Genomic DNA, 23,744 nt, shown 5'->3' with positions numbered 1-23,744 from the left:
CGATCTCGAGCGGAAAGGCCAGAACCAATGGTTGGCGAAGATCGCTGCCGAATTCCCGCTGGAACTGCCGGCGGCCAAGGTCCCGACCCGGCCGGAAGAGGCGCGTGCCGAATACTGGCATCAGTTCTACTGGCAGGCGTGGGAAGCACTCCGTTTCGACCGGCAATATGGCGCGATGGGCGGGGAATCGCCGATCAGCTTCATCGCCTACGATGTCTATGCCCGCCGCTACCGTATCGAAGGCGACGCCTTCGATCGGTTCCTCGCATTCATGACCGCCATCGACACCGAATGGCTGATCCACGTCGCTGCAAAAGCAAGGGAGGCTGAGAACAAATGACCATACAGCTCTCCCGCCTGGTGACCTCGGCTGAGATCGACGCCTCGAAATACAAGACCGGCGCCGATCAGAAGGTCGCCGCCGATCGCGCCATGGTGGCCTCGGCGCAGGCTGTCGGTCAGGTCATTGCCGCCAACGACAGTAAAATCAGCCAGTCCGGGGATGTCGTCGGTCGCCTGGCGCGGACATATCTTGACGGCCAGCGAGAAGCCCAGAAGTTCCAGAACGATCTTCGTGCCCTTGGTCGCCAGTTGGATACCGGCAAGGCATCGGTAGAATATGCTGCGACGGTTCTTGTCGGCATGAATCAGAAGCTTGGCCTGACGGCCAACGCCTCGGAGCTTGCGGCCAAAGGACAGACGCAGCTCGCCGCCGCCGTCGGTGCCGCGAACGCCCAGATCGAAGGGCAGGCTTCCGCGTTGGCGCATGCGGCTTCGGCGCATCAGGCAATGATCGCGCAGGCCCGGGCCGATCAGCAGGTGGAAAACGGCCGGCAGATCGCGGCATCGAACCAAGGCAAGTTCAACGCTGTCCTAGGCGTCCAGACCACACCATCGACCAGCGCCCGTTCGTCGGCATCGATTTTCGAAGCCGAGTTCGCGCAGCTTGATCAAATGGCGCAACTGCGGGCACAGCAAGCCGGGGCACTTTTCGCCGACCAGTTCAATTCGTCGGTGATGGCTAACTCCGGCAAGTCGGCGCGGGCCTCGGCATCCGTGTTTGACGAAGCCGGCCGCGAAGCCGATCAGATGGCGGCGCGGGTTGCCGCACTTCGCGCCGAACTCAACCCGCTTGCGGCGGCACAGGATCGCGTCAACGCCGAGCTGGCCGAATATTCGGCGCTGGCGGCAAGGGGCGCGATATCCGCCGATGAGTTGGCGCAGGCGCAAGCCATGGCCCGAAGCCGCGCGGCCGCGAATCAGAACGGTGGTGGCGGGAACCACTCCGCGATCGCCAACGCGACATACCAGTTTCAGGACATTGCCGTGACATCGGCGATGGGCATGTCGCCGATGATGATTGCGCTTCAGCAGGGCACTCAGCTCGGCATGACAATGGAGACTTCGCTTGGAGGGCGGGGCGCCGCCGGCGCCGCCAAGATGCTCGGCTCGGCCGTGCTCGGCCTAGTCAGCCCGATCAATCTTGTTGCGGTCGGTCTCACCGCGGTTGTCGCCGCCGGTATCCAGTTCGGTTCCAAGCTGCTGCCGCAGACCAAATCGCTCAAGGATGCCACGCAAGAACAGCGCAAGGCAGTGAACGAGCTCGCCGACGCCTATGGTATGGCCGGGCTCAAGGCCGAGGATTTCGGCAAGAAGTCACAGGCAGCGGCGGCGGCAGCGGCACGACGCGAGACCGATGCTCTTAGCGCCGCCGCGAAGTCTGCAAATACGGACACGCTCAACCAGCTCGCGCGATTCGTCGTGCCTGGGTACCACCAGTCGGGCATCTACCAGGCGCGATCCGAATTCTCCGATTTCGCCACCCCTATCGCTGACCTCAGCAAGGGGCTTCAGACCGCCCATCCCGATTTCCAGACCTTCGAACGGGACATGCAGGCGGTCGTCGATAAGAACCCTGGCCTTCAGGGTATCCATGACAAGATAATGGGGATCGCTGATGCGGCCATGGCGGCCTCCGGGCAACTCGACAAGACGGCTGGTGTCCTCGATCGGATCAACCAGATCCGGCTGCCGGAAAGGGGCATCCTGCCGAAGGGTGCCGCAGGTGACGAACTCGCCGCTCGTGAGATCGGCGCGAAGTATCGAATGCAGCAGCAGTTGGATGCCGACCAACTCAGTCTCAATGCTCGCTCGCCGCAGGAATTGGCGGCGGCCGCCCGCGCCCGTGCTGCCGCAACCGTCAACCCGGACGAGACTGCAGGCACCAGGTCAACCAGGATCGAGCTCGCCGGCAAGCAGGCTCTAATCGAAGCCGAGCACGCGCTGAAGGAGGCGCAGGATCAGCGCCTTCGCTCGCTGGACCAGACGCTGGCCTCGGCGAAGCTCGACCTCGACCTCATCGGCAAGACGACGGCGGAGGTCGACGGCCTCCGGATGGCGGCCCAACTCGAGGCGCAGGTTCGCGAGGAAGCCGCGCGCAACAACGTCAAGGCCGATGAAGCCGAGATAGCTGCCATCAGAGCAAGGGCGGCGGAGTATGGCAGGCTCAAGGCTCTCGAACAGGCCAGAAGCACGATCTTCGGCCAGACGCAGGATATCGAAACGCAGCGCGCCGAGCTCGGCCTGATCGGTGAGAACACGCTGGCGCATGACCGCGCCATCGCCATGCTCAAGGCGGAGCAGGAGATCCGCAAGCTCGGTATTCCGCTCTATGGCGAAGAGGCCGAAGCCATCCGCAGGAACACTGCCGAACTCGCAGCCCTGGCGGAGGCATCGGCCAAGGCGAAGCTGTCGGCCGACCTCAATTTCGAGCGCGAGCAGCAGTTCCGCTCGGCGCAGGATCAGCAGATCGCCTCGCGCCAGCAGGGCGCCGGGCTCGACGTCGACCTCAATTCGCCGGCGGCGCAGCAGATGCGCGATCTCGCACGTTTTGCCGACGCCAAGGGTCTCGCCGTCGGCTTCCTGACCGATTTCAAGTCCGAATTGCTGCGCAATGGCGGCGATGTCGGCAAGGCGCTGGGTGAATCGATCCTTAACGCGCTGACGACCTCTATGGACAAGCAACTCGCCGACATCTTCGATCGGCTCGCGACATGGATCGCATCGCTGCTGACCGGTCAGACGCCCGGTGCCGGTATGGGTGGCGGTGTCGGCTTCGCCGCCAACACGACGCTCTCGGCGTTTCTTGGCGCCTCGAACGACAACTATGCGCCGGGTGCTGTGACGCGTTCGCCGCTGGGCGCGGTCGGCGGCAACATGGCTGCCTATGCCAGCGCCATCCGCTCGATCGAAAGTGCCGGCAGCGGCGGTTATTCCGCGCTTGGTCCCTGGACGAACGGCGACCGGGCCTATGGCGCTTACCAGGTCATGGGCAATAACATTCCGTCCTGGTCGAAGGACGCGCTCGGCAAATCGCTTACGCCTGACCAGTTCCTTGCCGATCCGTCCGCACAGGATGCCATTTTCCAAAAGCAGTTCGGCAAATACCTGTCGAAGTACGGCAACCCTCAGGATGCCGCCTCGGCATGGTTCACCGGCGGTCCGCTGAAGAGCGGCGCAGGCGCCACGGATGTGCTCGGCACTTCCGGTTCGGTCTATGTCGACAAGTTCAACGCGGCGGTGGACAGGGCGACGCAGGGCCTTGGTGGGCTCGACACGACGGTCACCAAGACCATCGGCTCGCTGGCGGGCGGCGTCGGAGGTGCAGGCGGTGGCCTTGCCTCCATCCTGGAGGGTCTCAAGCCCGGCAACTTCACGCCGGATCCTGGCGGCTTTGCGGCCATGTTGGGCATAGGCGCAGGAACTCCAGCACCTGCCGCCGCCGGCGGCGGAGGCGGCGGCTTGCTCTCCATGCTGCTTGGGTTCCTGCCAAAATTGTTCGGCTTTGCCGACGGCACCGAAAACGCTCCGGAAGGCTGGGCATGGGTCGGCGAGCGCGGCCCGGAATTGCGCAAGCTGCGCGGCGGCGACGTCATCCGCAGTCACGGTCACTCAATGGACATGGCGGCCAATGCGAACATGAGTGCAAGGGGTGGCGGCCGTGGCCAAGAGAGCAGGGTCGAGCTTCACGTCAATGTCTATGGCGGTAGTGGCGACGAACATATCCGCCTTTTGGCCCGGCAAGGCGCGCAGCAGGCGATAGGCGATTATCACGAGGCGCAGGCCAGCGGCGGCTTCGGCGAATTGCAGCGTCGCTACAACTCGCAGAAGGGTTAGGGGCAAGAGTATGTGTGCTCGTATTCCGGACGCCAAATCTCGAAACTGGTCTTGATTGTGCATTGGCGACCGGTCTGAGCGAAATACTGCTGGGCAACGGCTTGGTGGGCCGCGATCACCGGATCAATGTTTACCAGCCCGATGGTGGCGCCATTGATAAACGCCGGAGCAGCAATGGTGCCGGCCGAAGGTGTTGTCATGATCTTGCCGAGGTCGGGGCGATCGAACACCCAAAACGAGCCGCCAGACGTTTGTACGACCTGTTTTTGCACCGGGTTGTACGTCTTCATGATGTAGCCGGAATTTTGGCAACCCGACACGGTTGCCGCGATGATCGCAAGCGCGATCGACAAGTTTCGCATGGAACTCACTCCCCCCTGTGGACCCTCAGAGTTTACCCCGCGCGCTCGTTTGGCAAGGCAGGAATTTGAATGAGATACACAGGCCTGCCCACGCTCGACATTGGCTTCATCAAGGCGTCGGAAATGTCGTTCGACACCAAGGGCGGCGGCCTCGAGGGCGGCAGCAATGGGCTTGGCGAATCCGTCACCATCGAAACCACCGGCGGTGGCGTCTTCGTCGCCACTTACGAAAACTGCTTTGCGCAGCGGCCGGAGGAGCACGAATACATCAACTGGGTGTCGGCCCGGATGAACGGCTCCTTCCGCTTCATGAACGTGCCGGTGCGATCGGACTGGATGGGGCCGTTCCCGCTGTTCAATGGTGTTCCGAAGCCGATCATCGGCGGCATTCCACATTCCGACGGTTCGCTGTTTTCCGATGGCGCCGGCTACAGTCAGGCGACGGTGTTCGGCACTGTCGCGACGGATGCGGCGCTCAACGCCGGCCAGATGACCATCAACATCTATGGCGCCAGCCGCGCGCTGCGCTGGTCGGACTGGTTTTCCATCAGTCATCCGATCAAGGGCTGGCGGACCTACCGCTACTGGGAGACATCTGATCCCGTCGACGTCACCGAGACGATCGACGGCGTCGTTTACACCGGCTCGCAATATCTGCTCTCGCTCGACCGGCCATTGCGCGAGGCGGCTGCGGCGGGCACCCGTATCGAGTTCGCCCGGCCGCGGTGCGTTTGCAAGTTCCCGGTGGGCTTTACGCTCGCCTGGCGGGCAAAGGGCTTCATGCAGGCCAGTGTGTCATTCCAGTTCGTTGAGGCATTTTGATGATCACCACCCTCAGAGTTATCCAAATCGCGATGCTGACATACATGGCGCTCGCCGTATTCTTGAAGGCGAGTGTAGCTGCAATGAAAGCAGGATATTTGCCGGAATGGACGGCGTCGCCAGCAGTTTTCCTGGCGGGTGTAATACTCGCGGCTGGCCTTGCCGGTGCGGCTTGGACCATTCATGGATTTCGGGCCGACTGACCAATGGCCTGGCAGGATCTGATCGGCTCCTACTCGGTCAACTATGTGCCGCAGCCGGTGCTGGATGCCATGGCGACAAGCCATATCCTTGGTATCTTCTTCCGTCTGGAGACCGATCCCGGTCTGCATATCTGGGCGGGCGTCAACGACATCCCGGCCGGCTTCGACAGCATCGACGAGGATGACACCGTCTATCTCGGCGGCGGCAGGCTCCTTAACATCCCGACTTTGGAAGTGCTGGTCAACGGCCAGTCGAGCTCCGTGGAGTTCGGTATCTCCGGCATCGATCCGTCCACCGCGCAAAAGGTGTTGGACACCATGCCGGATGTGCGCGGCAAGGACCTGAAGATAGGCTTCACGACGCTCGACCAGTATTACCAGCCGATGTCCAGCATCGTGGCGCTGTGGACCGGGACGGCCTCGCACCCGACGGAATCATCTCCTGCCGTCACCGGCGGAGAGAACAAGAAGACCACCCTGAGCCTGGCCGTCGTGTCGGGCACCAACACCAGGTCGCGGGCCTCCCAGTCGCTGTGGACGCCCGCGCACCAGAAGGCGTTCTATCCGACCGACGAGTTCTGCTCGAACATCGCGAGACTTGGCCGCGGCGTCGCTCCGGCATGGCCGAACTACTGAGGCATCATGACCCTCGAGGAATATATCAGGCTGCCGCACCGGTGGCGGTGGGGCGGCATGGGCGGTGACGACTGCACGACGTTTTGCGCTGGTTGGGTGCTGGCGAGGACGGGCAAGGATCCTGCCGCCGATTTGCGTGGGACATACTTCGACGCCGATGGCGCTGACGCCGTCCTGCGGGCCGCTGGCGGGGTTGGGGCGCTGATCGGGGCCAAGCTCGGCGCCTTGGGCTTCCAACGCGTCCAGCAGCCGCAGGACGGCGATATCGGCATCGTCAGCGCCATGACTGGCTTCGATGCCGCCGGCATGGTGGTCAAGCACATTCCCGGGATCAAGTTCGGTCCACTCTGGGCGGTGCTGTCGGCGCGCGGCCCGATGGTCAAGAAACTCGACTGGACGGGCAGGGCATGGCGCATCGCATAACCCTGCTCGAAGCGGCCATCCGCGAGGCGCTGAAGGGCAAGCCGGTCTCTTACAATCCGGGCATTGGCGCGTTTGAGACGACGACGACGCAGGAGTTCCTCGCGTCGGGATGGAACGGCGAGTACCAGTGGCCGGTCCACAAGGACCCGATCTTCGTTCCGATCTTCACCGCCATCCTCGGCGGGGGCGGGATAACCTTCGGCAGCACGACGATCACCTACGCGGCGATTGCATCCGCAATTGTCACCACGGCCCTGACGGTAGGTCTTTCTTACCTGCTGGCTCCGACCCCGCCGAAGCCGGAGGACGGGCGCCAGCCGCTGACACAGGCCATTCCCTACCGGTTCTGGGGTGTCGGGCGGGCAAGGCTGGCCGGAGCGATGATGCTCTGGGAAACCGCCGATGATCTCATGATCTCCGTGCAGGCGATCGTCGCGCATCGGATCAACGGCTACATCGATTACTACTTCAATGACGACAAGATCGTGTTGACCGGCAATGATGTCAGCGCCGCCCATGGCAATCGCTACGGCACGACGAGATGTCAGCTTTATACTCGGATCGGATTGACCCCGGAAACGGCCATCTCGGAGATCGTGGCCTATTTTGGGGCGGATGATATCTGGACCGAAAACCATCGCGGCGATGGCCAGGCGTACATCGGCATGGTTGCCAAATCGCCTCAGGCCGAAGACTTTCAGTCGCTGTTCCCCTATGGCAAGCCGGCGCTCTCGGTAGTTGCCGAACTGGCTTTGTGCTGGGATTTTCGTGAGCCGTTGCAGGATCCTGAGGACCCCTCGACCTGGGTCTTCACCGAAAACCCGGCCATCCAGCTGGCCTGGCACGAGTGCTTCAATCCATTCGGGACGAAGCGGGATTTCAGGAAGGCGCTGCTGCCGGTGCTCGACATGTGGCAGGAGGAGGCCGACGTCTGCGACGAGCTCATAGCGCGCGCCGTCGGCGGGTCAGAGAAAAGATATACCTGCGGCGGCTTCGACACCACGGAGCATGATCCAAAGGCCGCCACCAATGCCATTCTCGCCGCATGCGATGGATGGATGTGCGAGCGCGGCGATGGTGCGCTGCTGTTCGTCGCCGGCAAGTTCCGCGAGAAGTACGTCGCCACGCTGACCGACGCCGATATCGTCGGCTACACCATCCAGCACGACGTTCTGCCGGAAGAAGAGGTCAACCGCCTCGTTCCGAAGTTCACCTATCCGGCGACGGATTACACCTCGACCGATACCGACTTCTTCGAAGATGTGCCTGCCCAGCTGCAGGCCGGCCGGGTGTTGCCGCAGGATGCCGCCTATCTCTGGGTCAATCAATGGCGCCAGGCGCGCCGTCTGGCCAAGCGCGAATTCGCCCGCCTGCGGCAGAAAAAGCGCGGCTCCCTCGACGTCCGCTTCACCGGCATCAACGCAGTCTATGCGCCGTGGGTCAGGTTGCAGACCCCGGTAAGCATTCCTTCCATGGACGGGAAGCTGATCAACAACCGCCGCTCGGTGCTGTCGGTGCAGCGCGGCGGCTTCCAGATGACCTTCGTCGTCATGCCGGCCGACATCGATGCGTGGACCCCGGCAATTGACGAAGGATCGGCGCCGCCGGTACCGCCGAAGCCGGAATCGGACGGCGTGCCGAGCGCTGTGATCGACACCGTCTATGCCGTGGCGTCCGCCGGTTCCGCCTATATCCGCGTCGCGATCATCGACCCAAACACCGCCGATGTCACGACCGTGCTGCGCTATCGGATTGTTGACACCGGCGGCGGCGTTCCGGGGGCCTGGATCGAACAGAAGTACCCGGATGCCGTGCCGGCTGCCGGCTTGATCATCGTCAACACCAATGCGGTTCCCCTGGAAACCCAGATCGAAGTGCAGGCCGCGTTCATCGGGTCGAACGGAAAGTATGGCACCTGGTCCGATTCAGAAATTGTCTACACGACCGGCACCGATGCCAGCTTCGACTTTTCTGTCGCCACCAACAGCCAATTCATCTTTGACGTTTAGGAGCCGACATGGCCGGAACAGCAGCAAGCTATAAGGACGCCTTGGCGGCAACGCGAAATCGCTCGGTCACCACGGCCGGCGGTCTCGATATCGCCCGGACCATCGCGGTTGACGAAACTGATGTGCCGGTGCCGCAGGCAACGTCGACCCTTCAGACCGCAGCCAACACCAAGCTCGACACCATCCAGGCCGATCTCGCTGCCGAGGCCATCCTTCTTGGGGCTGTAACAGAAACCGCGCCTGCCAGCGATACGGCATCGAGCGGCCTAAACGGTAGGCTGCAGCGCATTGCGCAGCGATTGACGTCGCTGATTGCAGGCCTGCTTTCCGCGACGGCGATGTCGGACGCTGCACGAGTGCCGGTGTCACAACTTGATGGCTTGGCGGTCTCTGGGTCGGCAACCAGTGCCGCCGTCATCTTTACCCAGGATATGCTTGGCTACGAAAGCATCGTCGTACAGATTACGAGCATTGGCGTCGGGTGCACGGTAATTTTTGAGGCAAGCGCCGACAATGCTAACTGGTTCTCATGCGCAGGCCTTAGATCACTCGATATCGGATCTGTCGCTCCGCAGACCACCACGACCACGACGGCGCTCCTCCAGTTCCCGCGCAAGGCCCGATATTTCCGGGCGAGGGTTTCGGTTTATGGGTCCGGTACGGTAACGGCCGTTGGTGAACTTAGTAAAGTCTCGGTCAGCAGTGTTGCTGGCGTTAATGTTGCGAACAATTCTCTGCCGATCGTCGGTGCGGCCGCGCATGACGCGGCAATCTCTGGCGCTCCGCTTCGGGGTGGCGCAAGAGCGATAACAGCAAACTATACCGCAGTTCAGGCCGGAGATGCGGCTGATCTTGTAGCAACGCTCGTTGGCGCGCTTATTCAAAAGCCATTCTCCATCCCAGAGGCTGATTGGTCTTATGCCGCAGCGTCTGGCGGTGAGGTCGGCACGGCTGACGTGCCGGTCAAGGCGGCGGCAGCGGCTGGTCTGCGCAACTATATGACATGGCTTTCCGCCGAAAACGTGCATGCCACGGTCGACACCGAAATTGTCGTCAAGGACGGTTCGACGGTGATCTACAGGGGCTTCCTCAAAGCGCTCGGGGTTGGCCCGCTGCGTATAAGCTTTCCTTCGCCGCTGAAATCTACCGCAGCGACCGCGCTCAATGTCGCCAACATCACGACTGGGGCGCAGGTCTATTTCAACTGCGGCGGCTACGTCGCGCCATAGGGCCTAAATCAGGCGCGCGCCCTGGGGTCACTTCGCTCATCCGAACGAATGCCACTATTTTTTGAACGGCCGCCTTCTTGGCCGGACCTGGAGAAATTCGCATGGTCGACCTTGCCAACACGATCTGGGCTGACGGACCGAGCGCAGCTCCATCGCAGCCGACGAAATCACAAATCCGCCAGTGGGGAACATACCTTGAATCCCTCGCCACTCTCGCGTTCACGAACGGCAAGGTCTACGCGACGAAGGCTGCGCTCGACGCCGACCTGACGCCGGCAGCCAATACTCCAGCGCTGGTGTCGGGCGACCCTGGCTACGACGGCCTTTACATGAAGGTCGGCGCATCTGCTACCGGATCGTGGTCTCGCCTCCTGGACTTCGTTCCGGGCACTCAGATCGTCCACGCTGTTGATGCTGGGGCAGGGACACCGAATGCCATTGTGGCAACGACCAGCATAGGCTTGTCGGCATCCGGTTCCCAAATCGTCCGCCTTGATGTCTTTGAGGCCAACACGGCGTCTCCAGTCACAGTTGCCTTCAATGGCGGCTCCGCGCTGACTATCAAGACGGCCGCTGGCAACAATGTTGTGGTGGGCGGGCTCACGGCCGGTCCGGTGCTTGGCTTTGTATCCGGATCCACTTTCCGCCTGCTGTCCGACCAGGCTAGCGCTGCGATTCAGGCCGCAGCCGAAGCCGCCGTGGTTTTGGCCGGCGCACAGGCCGATAGGGCAGAAGCGGCACGCGACATCGCGGAAGGCTTCGCCTCTGACATCGTCAGTCAGGGCAATGTTCCGATCTATGCCACGCGCACCGGACTTGGCTCGTTGACGATTCCTGTCGGGATCAACAACATCACACTGAACGGGTACGCATCGAATAGCGATGGTGGAGAAGGCAATTACCGGCGCGTCCTATTGGCCGACCTGACCGGCATCCCCACGCAGTGCTATAAACAGGATGCGGCCGGCGCCTACTGGCTTGATAGCGACAAGAATCCGCAGCCGGAAAAATACGGCGTCATCAACGACAATTTTGTAACCGACAACACCACCGCCTGGAATAACTATTTTGCAGGCATGGCGGCCCTTAATAGGCCGATCAAGATTAAGAGCTTCCAACGTTCAAAGATCACCGACACAGTGATCTTGCCGGTCTATGGTTTGGTGAGCGGGACGCAGGCCTCGGCGCTTTTCATTGACTTGAGCTACGTCACGTTCAAATACAGTGGTGCGCGGACCAAAGTAGCGTTCGATGTCGTCGGGACTTCCGTGCTGCGGTTCTGGGAAGGCACCTTCCTGCATCCTTGTGTCATCGCGACTGGTGCACTGCAATGGCCCGGCACCCTTCAGACTGACGATACCGCCATCCGCATGAAATACGGCTTTTTCTGCAAGGTCGTTGAGAATTTCACCTACGGCTTCACCAAGGGCATTGAGTACGTAAACTTTCCCTACACGAAAATATATGGTCTGCATATTTCCGATGTTAAGTTTCAACGCATCTTTACAACGTCTGGAACTGACCCTAACGCCGGATTTACCAATGCGTGCCAAGTTTTTGGAGGACGCCACGGTTGCACATCTTCTGCCGCACTACTTGGCAATGCGTACGGCCAAGTGTTTACTTGGAATAAAGTCGCCTCTTACCGTGGCAACAACAACCACGCCTTTCATGATCTGATCTTCGAACTCGGCCAGCCAGCGGGCGCGACATATCGCTGCCCGGTCCTGTTCGATGGCGTCGGCATCTACAACAAATTTACCGGCAGCCGCTTCGAGAGCTGCAAGGGACCGATGATGATCTGCGATGGCGGTCTGGTCAGCGGCGCTGCCGGCCCCTCCGCGTCCTTCAACGAGTTCGATGCGCCATGGAACAACTCTGCCGGGACGGTGCAGAAAATCTCGATCCTGCAAATCAACGGCGCGGTCGGCAACACCATGACCGGGCCGGGCGCTGTGGCCCATTCCTGGCGCCGGGGTGGGCTTGGAAAGTTGCTGAAATCAGCCGGCGGTGCCGGTGCAGCGTACCTAAAGGGGGATGAACTCTTCCTCGTGGAAGGAGCTGGCGCTACTCCGACAAAGAAGCGGGTCACTACGTCGGCCGCCTCAATTGGCGCCCACAGAGATGCACTGCTTATCGCAAATGGAACGCGAGTTGGTGTGGCTGTTGATACGTCTAAGATTAAGACATTCCGGTTCCGCTACGCGGCGCAGGATAACTTCCCTGGCCGGCCTGCTTTCTACGCTTTCGACGCTGCGGGAGCGGCATTGACAGGTACCATCACCGAACTGCCCGCGACCTATGGCGCGGCCGACTGGCTGACGGCTGGCGAACTGGCGACGTGGGGAACCGAACAATACGTCAAGGGCGGGTTTGCCTTCAACTCCACCCAGCCAATCCTGACGAACGGTCCGCCGGCTGCGGTGCAGGCTGATCTTGCCTATGCGAAGGATCTCTGGATTACGGTTCGGGATGAGGTCAAGACCCTTCATATGATGGTCGGCGGCGGGACAAATCCAGCTGTTCTCCAAGCGATGGAAATCGTCGGCTATAGCCATATGAATGCACCAGGGGAAGCCTACCCGACAATCACCGGGCTTGGTGCAATGCGTGTGTATTCGCCGGTCGATGATGATGGGGAAATGGCATTGGTGACAGCCGATCCTGTCATAGCAGGTGGCCATGGATTTTATCCTGCCGGCTCCATCATGGGTATGCGCAATGATGCTCCGGCGGCAGCAGCGGCAGCGATGTATTTCACGCTCACAACCGGCTGGCTTGCGCCGGCATGGGTAACGCTGACGAGCTATCCGGTTGTTGGGCAGCTAGTCACCGCCGATGCGGGCAAGATCTACCAGCTTGCAAGCATTACGACTGGCATTTCCGGTGCGACAGGGCCGACAGGAACCGGCACAGGGATTGTCGATGGCGGCTGCGTCTGGGATCAGATCGGCGTCAAGCCGACGTCGGGCGCGATTATCCGGACCTGATAGCTGGTATTGCGTAGGGAGATTGGTATACTTGCATGTTCACTCTAAGGGACCTGAGCATATGACTATCAAGGTAGAAATCACGGTTGGGAAAAGAACAGTTATTGTCTACGAAAACGGCGTTGTGGTGGTGTCCGACAATCAAACGCGATATGAATCTGGGGATGGCTATTTCGAACTAAGAGGTATCTCGGGCCTTCTCGCGTCGAGCGATGGCCCGCAACTCTATGGCGCCATCAGTGACGCGGCAATGGCCTGGAAATCTGACGCCATCAACCAAGCCTAGAGAGAACTTTGCCATTGCCTAAATAATTGGCAGACCCTATACCCACCAACGGGCAATTATTCTTGGGGTGGGGCAGGGGACGTGGAGCACGTAACACCGGGCAATATTAGCTATCAGAGATTAACGGCTCTGCTCTGGCTTACCGTCTATGTCGTTTGCTTTATGCACGCTTACATCAGTTGGGGAACAGTAACGTTTTTCTATCTCGGCTTGTGGTACAACCACGATCTCGTCAATGCCTTACTGGCCTACAGTATCATAGCCTTGTTCGGGTGCATCCTGCCGGTATCGATCAACAGATATTCTGACTTCGCCTGCTGGATCATTTTCCTGATCATCTTCATTCCGGCGATATTGTGCATCTCTGTCCAAGGGTTCGAATCGTTTAGCGCTCCAGGCCTGATGCTGTCGTTGACGATATCGTTCCTGTTTATGATCTACATTCCGAGAGTTCTTATTTTCCGCCAAGGTGTCATCACGCAACGCCTTCAAGCGGATCGGTTCCTGTTTCTGTTCATGGGGGTCTATTTCGCTGCGGTTGCGTTTTATTTCTACGAGTTCAGGGGAATGCTGAGGTTTTCCACCCTTGAATCGCTGTACACTCAGCGCGCTCTATTCGCTGCGGCTGCCCCTAGTACACTCGCCTTATATCTCACAGGCTGGCTATCGAACGCGATGAACCCTTACCTGCTGGCGGTGGGCATGTTCGACAGGTCAAGGAGATGGTTGCTGCCTGTCGCCATAGCGGGTCAGGTCCTGGTCTTCATGGCCTTCGCCGGCAAGGTGATGCTGGTCATGTTGTTCGTGGTGGTCGGGTTTTACATCTTCGCGGTCAAGAATGGCCGCATCGTGGTTTCGCGGCTTGCGTTTGGAGCGGCGGCGCTGGGCATGCTGGTTTCCGCGATCCTCATCGTTACCGGGGATCGGCCGTCAGGAGTTGCTTTTGACATTGTGTCCACCATCTTCATGCGAACTCTCGCCTTGCAAGGGGCAATGGTAGGGGTTTACGCGGACGTGTTTTCCGATAGCCCTCTAACCTATTGGTCACATTCGAATATCCTCAACCTGTTCATCCAGTACCCCTACAAGGTCCCGTTGGGGTTTGTCGTTGGCATCCGGCTTGCCGGCGGCGACGGCTTCAACGCCAATTCGAGCTTTTGGGCAAGCGACGGGCTGGCGGCGTTCGGCATGATCGGCGTCATGATCGTCGGGATTGTCTTCGGCGTGCTGCTCAGTCTTGCCAATAAAGTGGTGACGCGTGCGCGGCTTGCCTTTGCCGCAACTGTGTCGCTGCCGTTTCTCATGCAGGAGGCGAATATCCCGCTGCTCACCGGCCTCGTAACCGGCGGCGGGTTGTTCATGGTGGCGATGATCGCATACGGTATGCCGGCTCCAAAGATGCGCAGGATGGCGCCTTACGGCCCGCCGCGCGGCTCATTGGCGGCGCGGCAGTTCGCGGGTCAACTGAAAGAGCGTATCGCCAGGTAATGCGGAAACTGTGGTTCTTCGCCTTTTTTGCCCTATTCGCGACCGGCTTCATGGTTGTGATTGCAAGGATGGGCGTTGACGTGAGGCACGTCGAAGTGAAGCCGGCGGCACTTAAGCCTATGACCGGCAGGCTCACGGTCCGTTCGCTGGACGACATGTCGCTCTATACCACGTACTACACGAAGATCGTCCTGTGCGGCGTTGAGCCAAGACCGATGGTGTCGGCCAGGGACGCTGCGACAGCGGTGCAGACGTTTCAAGGGAACACCCTCACTTGCAAGCCTGTCGGGCTGGGAACGCCTTGCGACGGCAGGACGGCGCCGAAATTCAATGGCGCAATCGTCGTGCAATGCTTCCTGCCTGATGGCACCGATCTTGCGGCAAAACTCGTAGAGACGGGGCTGCTTTGCGGCCTTCCCGCCCAGGCTGGCGGCACCTACAAGGCCTGCATTTACTGACCCGAGATTCGTTCGAAGGCAAAGGTCGCTTCGGCGGTCTTTTCCTTTCCGCTTCTAATCCGCAACGCCATTAGGCGCTCAACCCCCGCAGCCAAGTTAATCCAGCAACCTGCCCGTGAGGGCGGAAAGGAACTGCTATGGACCGAAACGTTCCCAGGGGAGCGGCGATGCTGCTCGACTTCATCGGAAGCATCGAGGCGCCGCACGGCTATGATACCGTGTACGGCAACAACCAGGCCAAGCTGCCGAAGCCGCTTACCAGGATGACGATCGACGAGGTGATCGCGGCCGGCTCAAGCTGGACGAAGCGGTTCGGTAGCTCGGCCTGCGGCAAGCTGCAGTTCATGAAGGCGACGCTTCAGCGTCTCAAGAAGGTTCTGGGCTTGATCGGCAAGGAACTGATGGACGGGCCGATGCAGGAAGCTCTCGGCTATCAGCTGCTCAAGGAACGCGGCTTTACCGAGTTCATCGCCGGCCGGCGCTCTCGTACCGCCTTCGGCCTGGCGCTGGCGCAGGAATGGGCGTCGTTTCCGGTGCTGCAGGCGACCAAGGGTGCGCATCGCAAGGTGGCCCGTGGCGAGACCTATTATGCCGGCGACAGGCTGAACAAGGCCCTGCTCGCTCCGGAGCGGGTCGAAGCAATGCTTGACAAGGTCAAGGCCGCGGGAGGCGCGACGGCCGCCGCTCCGCAGCCGCCGGTCGCCGCAACGCCTCCTGCGGCCCCGCCCGTGGCGGCAGAGCCAGCCACTGCGGACGCTCCGGCCAAGGAAACGATCGCGCGCGTGCAGCAGCAGCTGAAGGATCTCGGCTACACCGAGGTCGGCGGCGTCGACGGCAAGGGCGGCACAATGACATCGACCGCGATCCGCGCCTTCCGCGCCGAAAACGGCCTGCCAGACGGCGACGGCATCGACGACGATCTGCTGCTGGCGCTGCAGAAGGCCAAGCCGCGCGTGCTGGCGCCGGCGCGCACCGATGCCACGCCAGACGTCGTGCGCGAAAAGGTGCCGGAGGTCCGCACGAACTGGTTGACCAAGGTCGGCGCTTTCTTCGCCAGCATTTTTGCGCTGATCGGCAGCTTCTTTGACGGCATTCTCGGCAATCTCGACCAGGCTTCCGGCGTCATGCAGCCGGTGAAGGATGCCGCCGGCGACGTGCCCGGCTGGGTGTGGATGCTGGGGATCGCCGTGGTTGCCGGCGGGCTATATCTCATTGCCCGCCACGGTGAGGCCAAAGGCGTCGAGGCGTTCCAGAGCGGAGCGCGGCGATGAGCGAGGTTAAGATATCCTGGTGGGGGCCGACCGATCGCGAGCGTGAGTGGCTTCGCCGATATACTTCGAGCGACCAGCACAAATGCGCGGCGACGGGCGGCTATTGCAATGCCATGTTCGAACTTGGCGAAGCCGACATCCTGTACACCAGGGACGGCTATATCGCCGGCGACAGGGACAATCGAAAGCCGGCCGAAGGTGATCCTCGTTGGCCCAAGGCCTGCGAGGCCTGCGGTCGTCCGTTCGGCGCCGACGATCCGCACCAGCTCTTCGGCAAACAAATCTACATCTGCGAGGCGACAGGCGAACGCTCTACGCTCGACAGGGCGCCCGTCGGCGCTTGCTGGGATGCATGGTGGATTTCCGAGCGTCGCAGGGAGGGTCCGACCGGATCCGGCTATATGGTTGGTCCTGATCATCGGTCGCTCGTGGTGAAACTGCCTGGCAATCACGACTGGTATATCGACAGCCGCGCCAGCAACTGCACCATGCCGGACGAACGCGAGCATTCCTGCTGGGTCCGCCATGGCCGCCCTGAGGATGGCACGCTGCATGTCGACAAGGACGGAAACACCTGCGCGGCTGGGGCAGGCTCGATAGCGGTGCCCGGCTTTCACGGCTTCCTGCATCACGGCGTCCTGAGGGATTGCTGATGTCCGCGCTCATCGGAATCGTCGCCGGTCTTGTGGGCGTTCCTCGCCCGCTCGCCGGCATCCTGGCATGGGCCGTCATGCTGCTCGCGATCTCTGGCGCCGCCTTTGGCGGCTACGAGCTCATCAAGCATTGGGGAGCGCAGGAAGTGCGCGACCAGATCGAAAAGGACAACCAGGATGCGATACACAACGGCATTGAAGCCAGCCGGTCTCTTGACGACTGCATTGCTGCTGGCGGGGTGTGGGACTTCCGGCGTCAGCGGTGTTCCGGCGCTGCGCTCGGCCCTCGGTAGCAGCCTGGCGGGTGCGCAGGGCAAGACCGTCGAAGATCAGAACAGGATCGACCGCACGATGGCGCCTGGCTGCGCCATCGGCCTCTACAAGCCCGGCGAATGCGATCGCCACTCAAAGGCGAGCGGTGCGCGCCGCGCCGAACTGAAATCCTGATTGGGCGGGAGAACCGATGCCGGAAACAGATCCGCTGGCGTTGCCGCAGCGTTGGCGGGAGCTCGACAAGCGCACCATCGAAATGGTGGCGCGATGGAACGAGGAAGAGCGCGAACGTATCATCCAGATCAGTCATTTGTCGAAGAAGCAGATGGACCGGCTGGACCAGTTCCTGAAGCTGCCGGACGACAAATGGGAGGCAGGCTTCAGGATCGTCACCCGCTCGGTGATCTTCAACAAGACGCTGCGCTCGGCGCCCAAATTCGTGCTCGGGCTTGCCGCCGTGCTGGTGGCGCTGAACCAACTATGGGCGCTGCTGGCGCCCTATCTGAGGTCGATCAAATGAGGGCCAGATGACGGTGCTGGAACGAACGCGCGCCTTCGACTGGCGCTCGGCGCTGGTCGCTTCGCCCTTTGCCGTGCTCCTGGCATGGCTGGTGACCATTCTGATCGACCGCGAGCCGCCCATCGTCTTCGAGACGGCGAGCGTGCTGACGCCGCAGGTGCCGCAGGGCGGCGTGCTCGACGTCCAGTACACGGTGATCCAGAACCGCATCTGCGCGGCGGCAGTCGAGCGCTACGTCACAGATTCGGATGGCATCGTGCATGTGCCGTCGACCTACACCGTCGGCCGCCGGCCTCTGATCGACGGCTACCCGCCGGAGGGCCGCGAGACCTATCAGCGCTCCATCACCATCCCGCTGGCGACGTCGCTCGGCCGGGCGCATTACGAGGCGCGCTTCACTTACACCTGCAACATCCTGCAGAAGCTGGCCTTCCCGATCGTGGTGACGGCGCCGACCGTCTATTTCGACATCGTGCCAGCGCCGGCGCCATTGATGCCACTCACGCCCGAGCTGAAGCCTTAAGTCCGCGCCCGGCGGTTCCGGGCAATCTCCCAAAGGAAACACTTACATGACCACGACCATCAAGGTGAACACCAACGGCAACTACGTCTCGACCATCAAGATCAACGGCGTGGAGTCCGGCACGGTCGGTCCAGGCTTCCCGGCTGAAAAGTCGTTCGGCCTTCCGCACAACAACGGCGGCCCCTCGGTGTTCGAGGTGTTCGAGCGCCAGGCCACGCCCGAGGAGATCGAAGCTGCGAAGGCCTCCACGACCAGCTGATCATTCTCCCAGCGCCAGCATTATGATCGCCCGCCGTGCCGAAAGGTGCGGCGGGCTTTTTGCGTTCAAGGAACCGAAACGTTCAAAGTTTATTGAATAGGTGCATTGCGTGGGGTTTGTATGAGCGGGGCCAGGCTGGCGTTTATTCCTCCGATGGAGCCGAAGCTGGTCGCCAAGCCGCCGGGGGGTGACGACTGGATTCATGAGATCAAGCTCGACGGCTACCGCGCCCAGGTCGTCATCAATGGCCCGGGCGACATCCGTGTCTTCACCAAATCCGGTGCCGACTGGACGAGCAAGTTCAAGGGCGTCGCCGAAGCCGCGCGGGAGCTTGAGGTTGAGAACGCCATCATCGAGGGCGAGGCGGTCGTCCCCAACAAAGCCGGGCTGCCCGATTTCAACGCGCTCCAGAAAGCCGTCCACAGCGATCCCTATGCCATGTACCTCGGCGCTTTCGACATCATGCATCTTGACGGCCACGACCTGCGCGACATCGGCTGCAAAGCGCGCCGGGAAATGCTCTACAGCATCATCAAGCCGAACAGCAGGATCCAGTTCAGCGAGGCCATACCCGGTGACGCCAAGTCGATCTTCTACTTGGCCGACCAGGCCGGACTCGAGGGCGTCGTATCAAAACGCGCCGACAGCAAGTATCGCAGCGGCCCGACATCGAACTGGCTGAAGACAAAGAGCTGGACCATCGACGAATTCGAACTGCTCGGCGTCGAGCGCGAGCCGGGCAAGGCGGCATTCGCGTTGCTGGCTGATCCCGGCACCGGCAAATATCTCGGTACCGCCTTCATCACCTTGGGCCGCGACATGAAAGATAGGCTGTTGAAGCGCGTCCGGGAGCACGCCGGCCCGCCGCCAGAGGCCATGAAGAAGCGGCCGGCGACGCAGTGGGTCAAGCCTGGCGTAAAGCTGCGCGTCAAGCATCTCCGTGGCGATCACAGCCACATACGCCATGCCTCGCTGCTGGGTTTTGGCGATGAGGAATAGCAGTCAACCGGCGAACAGTTCCTTGTAGCCGGTCGTCACCATCCAGTTCGCCCGGTCGATATGGCTGCGAACAGCCTTGCGAGCGCGGACCGGTTCAAGGACGGGGTCGATACCGAGAATGAGCTTGGCCATCTCCTCTTGGCTGGCATTGTCAGCGCAGGCGTCCAGGATCCGCATGTAGATGGTGAAATTCTCTTTGTCGTAACCCGTGATGGTGTCGGACCACGGAACTTCCTCAAAGATTCCAGGCTTCATAACGAACATGCCCTTTCGGGTTGCTCCATGCGCGCACCGGCTGGGGAGGCCGTCGCGCTCGCTGGGGATGCTTCCATCACCCGATGATGGCGCCTACTTGGCATTCGTCAAGGGCCAGCGCTATATCGACCGGATGGCGAAAGGCTGGACACTACAATCTTTGATCGATGGCAAGATGCGGCTGGTCGCGTTTTGCCACAATTCGCGATGCCACCATAATCAGACGCTCAATCTAGAGAAGCTGAAGGCGAAGCTCGGTCCGGATGCGCCGGCGATGGCTGATGATCTCATTCCGAAGCTGAGGTGTGCGAAGTGCGGCGGCAAAGCCGTCGGCCTGACCTATACACCGGACAACATTAAAGTCTCCGGCATGGGCCATCGCATCGACGGACCGCGCGCCCAGAAACCGCCCAGATACGGGGCCTAAGCGCCCAGTTTCAGGGGAAATAGCTGGGCACAAACGGCACAGAAAAGCCCGGAAAGCCGCCATTTCTGGCGTTTGAACGCTCGTTTACACCGAACATGTCGGAAGTCTTGTCCCTCATGCCGGCGGCTTCCCTCCGTGCGCCAGCGCAAGGGCAGCGTCTATATCTTTGACTTCCGGATGATTCTCGCCCCATTCTCCGGCAACGCTCGCCCTTGCGGTTTCCAGCGCTGACAGGAGCGCGTCATGGGCATTGACCACCTTTTCTATTTGCTCCCACGCTGCCAGCGCAGCCGACCCGCCATGCTCGTTCACGCATGCCTCCACCCAGAGGGCGTATTGTCTCAGATCGTAATTCACTGATTTGCTTATCGTCATGCCGTCCGCTCCGCCTTCCGCTTGGCCACACGTTTTAATGCTCGTTTACACCGCACATGGTCGGAACTCAAAACGGCTGCACCTAACCATGAGATGGCTGCACCGAACCGCCGACGCGGGCCGCACCTGGGCGTACCCCCAATTGCGCCACCTATTGTGCCACAAAAGAGGCCTTCGAGCCGATTTCGCTAATGATATCAAAAGCACACATAGGTGCGGGTGCATCTCGACCGCACCAATCAGTCTTCTGGCTGTTCAGTCTTTGGCTGTGGAAGTTATTGCGATTTTTCAGGCTTGTCGCACAGCCGTGCAAATACGGCAAAAAGCCCACTGTCACCGTAATTTGTTAATTCGCGTCCTATGCCGTCTGTTCACTTTCCCGGACATCTGAGTTCACGGTTGGTGATGGGCATCGCAGCGAAAGCAAGCACCTTTGCGCTTGCCTTGAAGGCATCCTATTCTGGAGGGTAGCATCCGCTCGTAGGCATAGAATGTCGGTACTGCCTTTCTTAAGAATTTACGCGCCGCTCAACGCGGTGCTGGCTGCGACTGGGCTTGTGGCGGTGGCTGCGCTCACGACACCGGACATGTCCGGGCGAAGCAGACTGGCTTTGGCTGCCGTGCTCGCGGTCATTTGGGGCGTCTATCTCCTGGAATTGGCCGAGAAACTGCTCAAGCGCCGGGCGGGAGACGTTCGGGACAGGACGCCGGCAATCGCCATTGATATGCTCGCGGTTTTGGTTCCACTCGCCGCATTTCTGCTCGTCGGCACGCCCGATCGGAGCCTCTACTGTGCTGTCTGGCTGCTGAAACCGCTGCGCGATTCAACTTTCTTCCCGCTGCTGGGCAGAATCCTGACCAACGAAGCGCGCAACCTGATCGGCGTCGCCACGGTCTTCGGCATCGTTCTGTTCGGTGTTGCGCTCGCAGCCTATGTAATCGAGCGCGACGTCCAACCGCAAAAGTTCGGCAGCATCCCCCAGGCAATGTGGTGGGCGGTGGTCACGCTGTCCACCACCGGCTATGGCGACGCTATTCCGGAAAGCTTCGCCGGCCGCGTCCTTGCCGGGGCGGTCATGATGAGTGGCATCGGCATCTTCGCGCTCTGGGCTGGCATTCTTGCCACCGGCTTTTATCAAGAAGTCCGTCGCGAGGATTTCGTCCGCAATTGGCAATTGGTCGCCGCCGTGCCGTTGTTTCAGAAGCTCGGCCCGGCCACACTAGTCGAGATCGTGCGCGCATTACGACCTCGCAGCGTGCCGGCTGGCGCTGTGATCTGCCGCAAGGGCGAGACCGGTGATCAGATGTTCTTCGTCGTGGAGGGGCGCGTCAGCGTCGCGACGCCGAACCCGGTGGAGCTGGGCCCTGGCGCCTTCTTCGGCGAGATGGCGCTGATCACCGGCGAACCGCGCTCGGCGACCGTCAGCGCCACAACGGTGGTCTCACTCCTGTCGCTACACTCGGCGGATTTCCAGATGCTGTGCAGCAGCAGCCCGGAGATCGCAGAAATCATTCGCAAAACCGCGCTCGAGCGGCGCGGCGCGGCGCCTAAGGGTTGACCGCACTAGGTGTTTGTCAGGAGGAGGATGCGCTGCCAGGGCGGCCAATTGCCCGCCGACAGTGGCTGGCTGGAACTACATGCTCTGCCGCTGCCGAACCGCCCTCAATACAAATCGCCGCGGAATCGTAGAGAAATGCTTTAAAATCAACGCGGGAGGCGTTGCGGCGCTGCATCTCGACCGCACCATTAAATTCGAAAGCGGAATCTCTTCCTCGTTGAATTCTCGCACGGCGGGGAGCGTCCTTGTCGGGGCACGTGCTTTGTGCCTGATTGCGGTCGCGAGTTTGGCTTATGCGAACTGGCCATCGGCGGCCATGGCCATCCATCGACAAGCGCACATAGCTATTCGCGCACCAGGCGTCCGGTCGCCCACCAGATCACCGATACAACAACGATCGATGCGTAGCCGTCCACGGCATAGTGCCAGCCAGTGAACACCGATCCGTACAGGATCAGGGCTGCAAAGGTCCAACCCAGAACGCCAAGCCAGCGATTGATCGATGACAGCAAATAGGCGTTCAATACGGCAAAGGCGACATGCATGCTTGGCATGGCCGAGATGCCGCCGCCAAGACTTGGCCGGCCGCTCTGGTAAGCCATCAGGAGATATGCCGCGGGGTCCCGCACCATGTAACTATGGTCCAGCCTGTCCAGGGCCGCATTCAATCCGTGGAAGCGATCCACGCCGACAAAGTGGTGGTAGTAAACCGGTCCGACCGATGCCAGCGCCAGGGCCAAGACCGTTCCGAGGACGGACAACGTCAGCGCTGCTGCGCAGAGATAGCGGATGCGGGCAATCTCGTCCGACCAGAGCGACACGAAAAGGATGGTGCCGAACCACTGGTAAAACCAAATGACTTCATAGCTGTTGAAGACGACGGACGACCAATCGTTGCTGTCGAGCTTATGGACGATCTCCCATGGCGGCATCCCGTGCAGCCATTCGTCAGCGTCGGCCAACCAGTTGTCGGCATAGTATGGGACGACGGACGGGATGGCGATCTTGTAGGTAGAGAACGCGGTCAAGCTGGCAAAGAAGAACAGCAGCACCAGCAGACAACCACGCCAGCGCCCTTGAGCCAAATCCAGTGCGTAGCGAACCGGTTGCCGCCGGCCATGGATTAGCGCGGCACAGCAGACGCCACCGATAAACAACACCGGGATCCCAACAAGAAATTTGTGAGAATAGATTGAGGCAGACGTATAGAATACTTCTGGGTATAGTGCGGATGCGCCTAAAACATATGTCGCCATGAACAATGAGAGGCGCAATTGCCATATGGCGGAGGGCCTGTAGCGAGAGGCTTCCGTGGTTAGGGCCAAACCAATTTACCCGTTCTTAACGTTTCGCCGGAGAGACACATATACCGATAAGGTAAAAACCTTGCCGCCAGGTTTACTTTTCCCCGGTGGTCGACATTTGCCGCCGGCTCGCATGCGACGGATTGTTTCCCTGTAATCTTGCATCCGCATTTGCTGTCCAAGCCCCTGCGTGAAGGGATTGCCCCGGGGGCTGGAAACCGAACTGGTCGGTGCTTAACGCGGC

The 23,744-nt window shown here is 60.9% G+C and carries 25 protein-coding genes; 21 read left to right on the top strand and 4 right to left on the bottom strand.

What is annotated here, in order from left to right; genetic code table 11:
* Positions 1 to 31 precede the first annotated feature (31 nt).
* Positions 32 to 340, top strand: coding sequence for a phage tail assembly chaperone (locus NKJ13_RS07840; RefSeq protein WP_352777529.1), 309 nt, complete (start codon positions 32 to 34; stop codon positions 338 to 340).
* On the top strand, positions 337 to 4,176 hold the full coding sequence (locus NKJ13_RS07835) for a phage tail length tape measure family protein (protein WP_352777528.1): 3,840 nt from the start codon (positions 337 to 339) through the stop codon (positions 4,174 to 4,176). Before NKJ13_RS07840 ends, NKJ13_RS07835 begins: the two co-directional genes overlap by 4 nt.
* Here NKJ13_RS07835 and NKJ13_RS07830 read toward each other — a convergent pair.
* Positions 4,173 to 4,538, bottom strand: a complete 366-nt coding sequence (locus NKJ13_RS07830; protein ID WP_352777527.1) for a hypothetical protein — start codon at positions 4,536 to 4,538, stop codon at positions 4,173 to 4,175. The genes NKJ13_RS07835 and NKJ13_RS07830 overlap by 4 nt on opposite strands.
* Positions 4,539 to 4,607: 69 nt before the next feature.
* On the opposite strand from NKJ13_RS07830, the gene NKJ13_RS07825 reads away from it, so the two are divergent.
* The 17 genes from NKJ13_RS07825 to NKJ13_RS07745 all read left to right on the top strand — a co-directional run bounded on the left by NKJ13_RS07825 (position 4,608) and on the right by NKJ13_RS07745 (position 19,580).
* The gene (locus NKJ13_RS07825) at positions 4,608 to 5,360 is read left to right on the top strand and encodes a hypothetical protein (protein ID WP_352777525.1); all 753 of its coding nucleotides are present in this window, start codon (positions 4,608 to 4,610) and stop codon (positions 5,358 to 5,360) included.
* Positions 5,360 to 5,563, top strand: a complete 204-nt coding sequence (locus NKJ13_RS07820; protein ID WP_352777524.1) for a hypothetical protein — start codon at positions 5,360 to 5,362, stop codon at positions 5,561 to 5,563. The genes NKJ13_RS07825 and NKJ13_RS07820 overlap by 1 nt, the downstream gene beginning before the upstream one ends.
* 3 nt (positions 5,564 to 5,566) lie before the next feature.
* Positions 5,567 to 6,199 (top strand): hypothetical protein, encoded by a 633-nt coding sequence (locus NKJ13_RS07815; RefSeq protein ID WP_352777522.1) that lies wholly within the window; start codon positions 5,567 to 5,569, stop codon positions 6,197 to 6,199.
* Positions 6,200 to 6,205: 6 nt separating this feature from the next.
* Entirely contained in the window at positions 6,206 to 6,622 is a 417-nt protein-coding gene (locus NKJ13_RS07810) for a DUF6950 family protein (protein ID WP_352777520.1), read from the top strand.
* On the top strand, positions 6,607 to 8,631 hold the full coding sequence (locus NKJ13_RS07805) for a phage tail protein (protein ID WP_352777518.1): 2,025 nt from the start codon (positions 6,607 to 6,609) through the stop codon (positions 8,629 to 8,631). The genes NKJ13_RS07810 and NKJ13_RS07805 overlap by 16 nt, the downstream gene beginning before the upstream one ends.
* A gap of 8 nt (positions 8,632 to 8,639) precedes the next feature.
* Positions 8,640 to 9,860: a hypothetical protein gene (locus NKJ13_RS07800; protein WP_352777517.1), complete on the top strand. Its 1,221-nt coding sequence runs from the start codon at positions 8,640 to 8,642 to the stop codon at positions 9,858 to 9,860.
* Between the two features lie 101 nt (positions 9,861 to 9,961).
* Positions 9,962 to 12,850 (top strand): hypothetical protein, encoded by a 2,889-nt coding sequence (locus NKJ13_RS07795; protein ID WP_352777515.1) that lies wholly within the window; start codon positions 9,962 to 9,964, stop codon positions 12,848 to 12,850.
* Between the two features lie 61 nt (positions 12,851 to 12,911).
* Positions 12,912 to 13,136, top strand: coding sequence for a hypothetical protein (locus NKJ13_RS07790; protein ID WP_352777513.1), 225 nt, complete (start codon positions 12,912 to 12,914; stop codon positions 13,134 to 13,136).
* 81 nt (positions 13,137 to 13,217) lie between these two features.
* On the top strand, positions 13,218 to 14,624 hold the full coding sequence (locus tag NKJ13_RS07785) for a hypothetical protein (protein ID WP_352777512.1): 1,407 nt from the start codon (positions 13,218 to 13,220) through the stop codon (positions 14,622 to 14,624).
* An 80-nt stretch (positions 14,625 to 14,704) separates the two neighbouring features.
* Positions 14,705 to 15,082 carry a hypothetical protein gene (locus NKJ13_RS07780; RefSeq protein ID WP_352777511.1) on the top strand — a complete coding sequence of 126 codons (378 nt, stop codon included), beginning with the start codon at positions 14,705 to 14,707 and terminating at the stop codon, positions 15,080 to 15,082.
* 137 nt (positions 15,083 to 15,219) lie between these two features.
* A complete protein-coding gene (locus NKJ13_RS07775; protein ID WP_352777510.1) occupies positions 15,220 to 16,353 on the top strand; it encodes a peptidoglycan-binding protein in 1,134 nt (377 codons plus the stop codon).
* Positions 16,350 to 17,006, top strand: a complete 657-nt coding sequence (locus NKJ13_RS07770) for a hypothetical protein (RefSeq protein ID WP_352710741.1) — start codon at positions 16,350 to 16,352, stop codon at positions 17,004 to 17,006. The genes NKJ13_RS07775 and NKJ13_RS07770 overlap by 4 nt, the downstream gene beginning before the upstream one ends.
* Entirely contained in the window at positions 17,006 to 17,299 is a 294-nt protein-coding gene (locus NKJ13_RS07765) for a hypothetical protein (protein WP_352777508.1), read from the top strand. The genes NKJ13_RS07770 and NKJ13_RS07765 overlap by 1 nt, the downstream gene beginning before the upstream one ends.
* A 170-nt stretch (positions 17,300 to 17,469) precedes the next feature.
* Positions 17,470 to 17,799: a hypothetical protein gene (locus NKJ13_RS07760; RefSeq protein WP_352777507.1), complete on the top strand. Its 330-nt coding sequence runs from the start codon at positions 17,470 to 17,472 to the stop codon at positions 17,797 to 17,799.
* A gap of 7 nt (positions 17,800 to 17,806) precedes the next feature.
* Positions 17,807 to 18,322 (top strand): hypothetical protein, encoded by a 516-nt coding sequence (locus NKJ13_RS07755; RefSeq protein WP_352777505.1) that lies wholly within the window; start codon positions 17,807 to 17,809, stop codon positions 18,320 to 18,322.
* 46 nt (positions 18,323 to 18,368) lie between these two features.
* Entirely contained in the window at positions 18,369 to 18,581 is a 213-nt protein-coding gene (locus NKJ13_RS07750; RefSeq protein WP_352777503.1) for a hypothetical protein, read from the top strand.
* A gap of 120 nt (positions 18,582 to 18,701) precedes the next feature.
* Complete coding sequence (locus NKJ13_RS07745; RefSeq protein ID WP_352777501.1) at positions 18,702 to 19,580, top strand: ATP-dependent DNA ligase; 879 nt, start codon at positions 18,702 to 18,704, stop codon at positions 19,578 to 19,580.
* A 3-nt stretch (positions 19,581 to 19,583) separates the two neighbouring features.
* Here NKJ13_RS07745 and NKJ13_RS07740 read toward each other — a convergent pair whose 3' ends face one another.
* Positions 19,584 to 19,835 (bottom strand): DNA -binding domain-containing protein, encoded by a 252-nt coding sequence (locus tag NKJ13_RS07740; protein ID WP_352777499.1) that lies wholly within the window; start codon positions 19,833 to 19,835, stop codon positions 19,584 to 19,586.
* Between the two features lie 97 nt (positions 19,836 to 19,932).
* On the opposite strand from NKJ13_RS07740, the gene NKJ13_RS07735 reads away from it, so the two are divergent.
* Positions 19,933 to 20,262: a hypothetical protein gene (locus tag NKJ13_RS07735; protein ID WP_352777496.1), complete on the top strand. Its 330-nt coding sequence runs from the start codon at positions 19,933 to 19,935 to the stop codon at positions 20,260 to 20,262.
* A 114-nt stretch (positions 20,263 to 20,376) separates the two neighbouring features.
* Here the strand turns inward: NKJ13_RS07735 and NKJ13_RS07730 are convergent, their stop codons facing one another.
* Positions 20,377 to 20,637 (bottom strand): hypothetical protein, encoded by a 261-nt coding sequence (locus NKJ13_RS07730; protein ID WP_352777494.1) that lies wholly within the window; start codon positions 20,635 to 20,637, stop codon positions 20,377 to 20,379.
* 491 nt (positions 20,638 to 21,128) lie between these two features.
* Here NKJ13_RS07730 and NKJ13_RS07725 point away from each other — a divergent pair, with 491 nt between their 5' ends.
* Positions 21,129 to 22,196, top strand: a complete 1,068-nt coding sequence (locus tag NKJ13_RS07725) for a cyclic nucleotide-gated potassium channel (RefSeq protein ID WP_352505710.1) — start codon at positions 21,129 to 21,131, stop codon at positions 22,194 to 22,196.
* Positions 22,197 to 22,540: 344 nt separating this feature from the next.
* On the opposite strand, the gene NKJ13_RS07720 is transcribed toward NKJ13_RS07725, so the two are convergent.
* Positions 22,541 to 23,356 carry a phosphatase PAP2 family protein gene (locus tag NKJ13_RS07720; protein ID WP_352703661.1) on the bottom strand — a complete coding sequence of 272 codons (816 nt, stop codon included), beginning with the start codon at positions 23,354 to 23,356 and terminating at the stop codon, positions 22,541 to 22,543.
* Between the last annotated feature and the right edge of the window lie 388 nt (positions 23,357 to 23,744).

The sequence above is a fragment of the Mesorhizobium sp. M0174 genome (assembly GCF_040322275.1).
Taxonomy (GTDB): domain Bacteria; phylum Pseudomonadota; class Alphaproteobacteria; order Rhizobiales; family Rhizobiaceae; genus Mesorhizobium.
The sequence above is the reverse complement of the archived record's forward strand: the minus strand, read 5'-3'. Positions and strand labels throughout refer to the sequence as shown.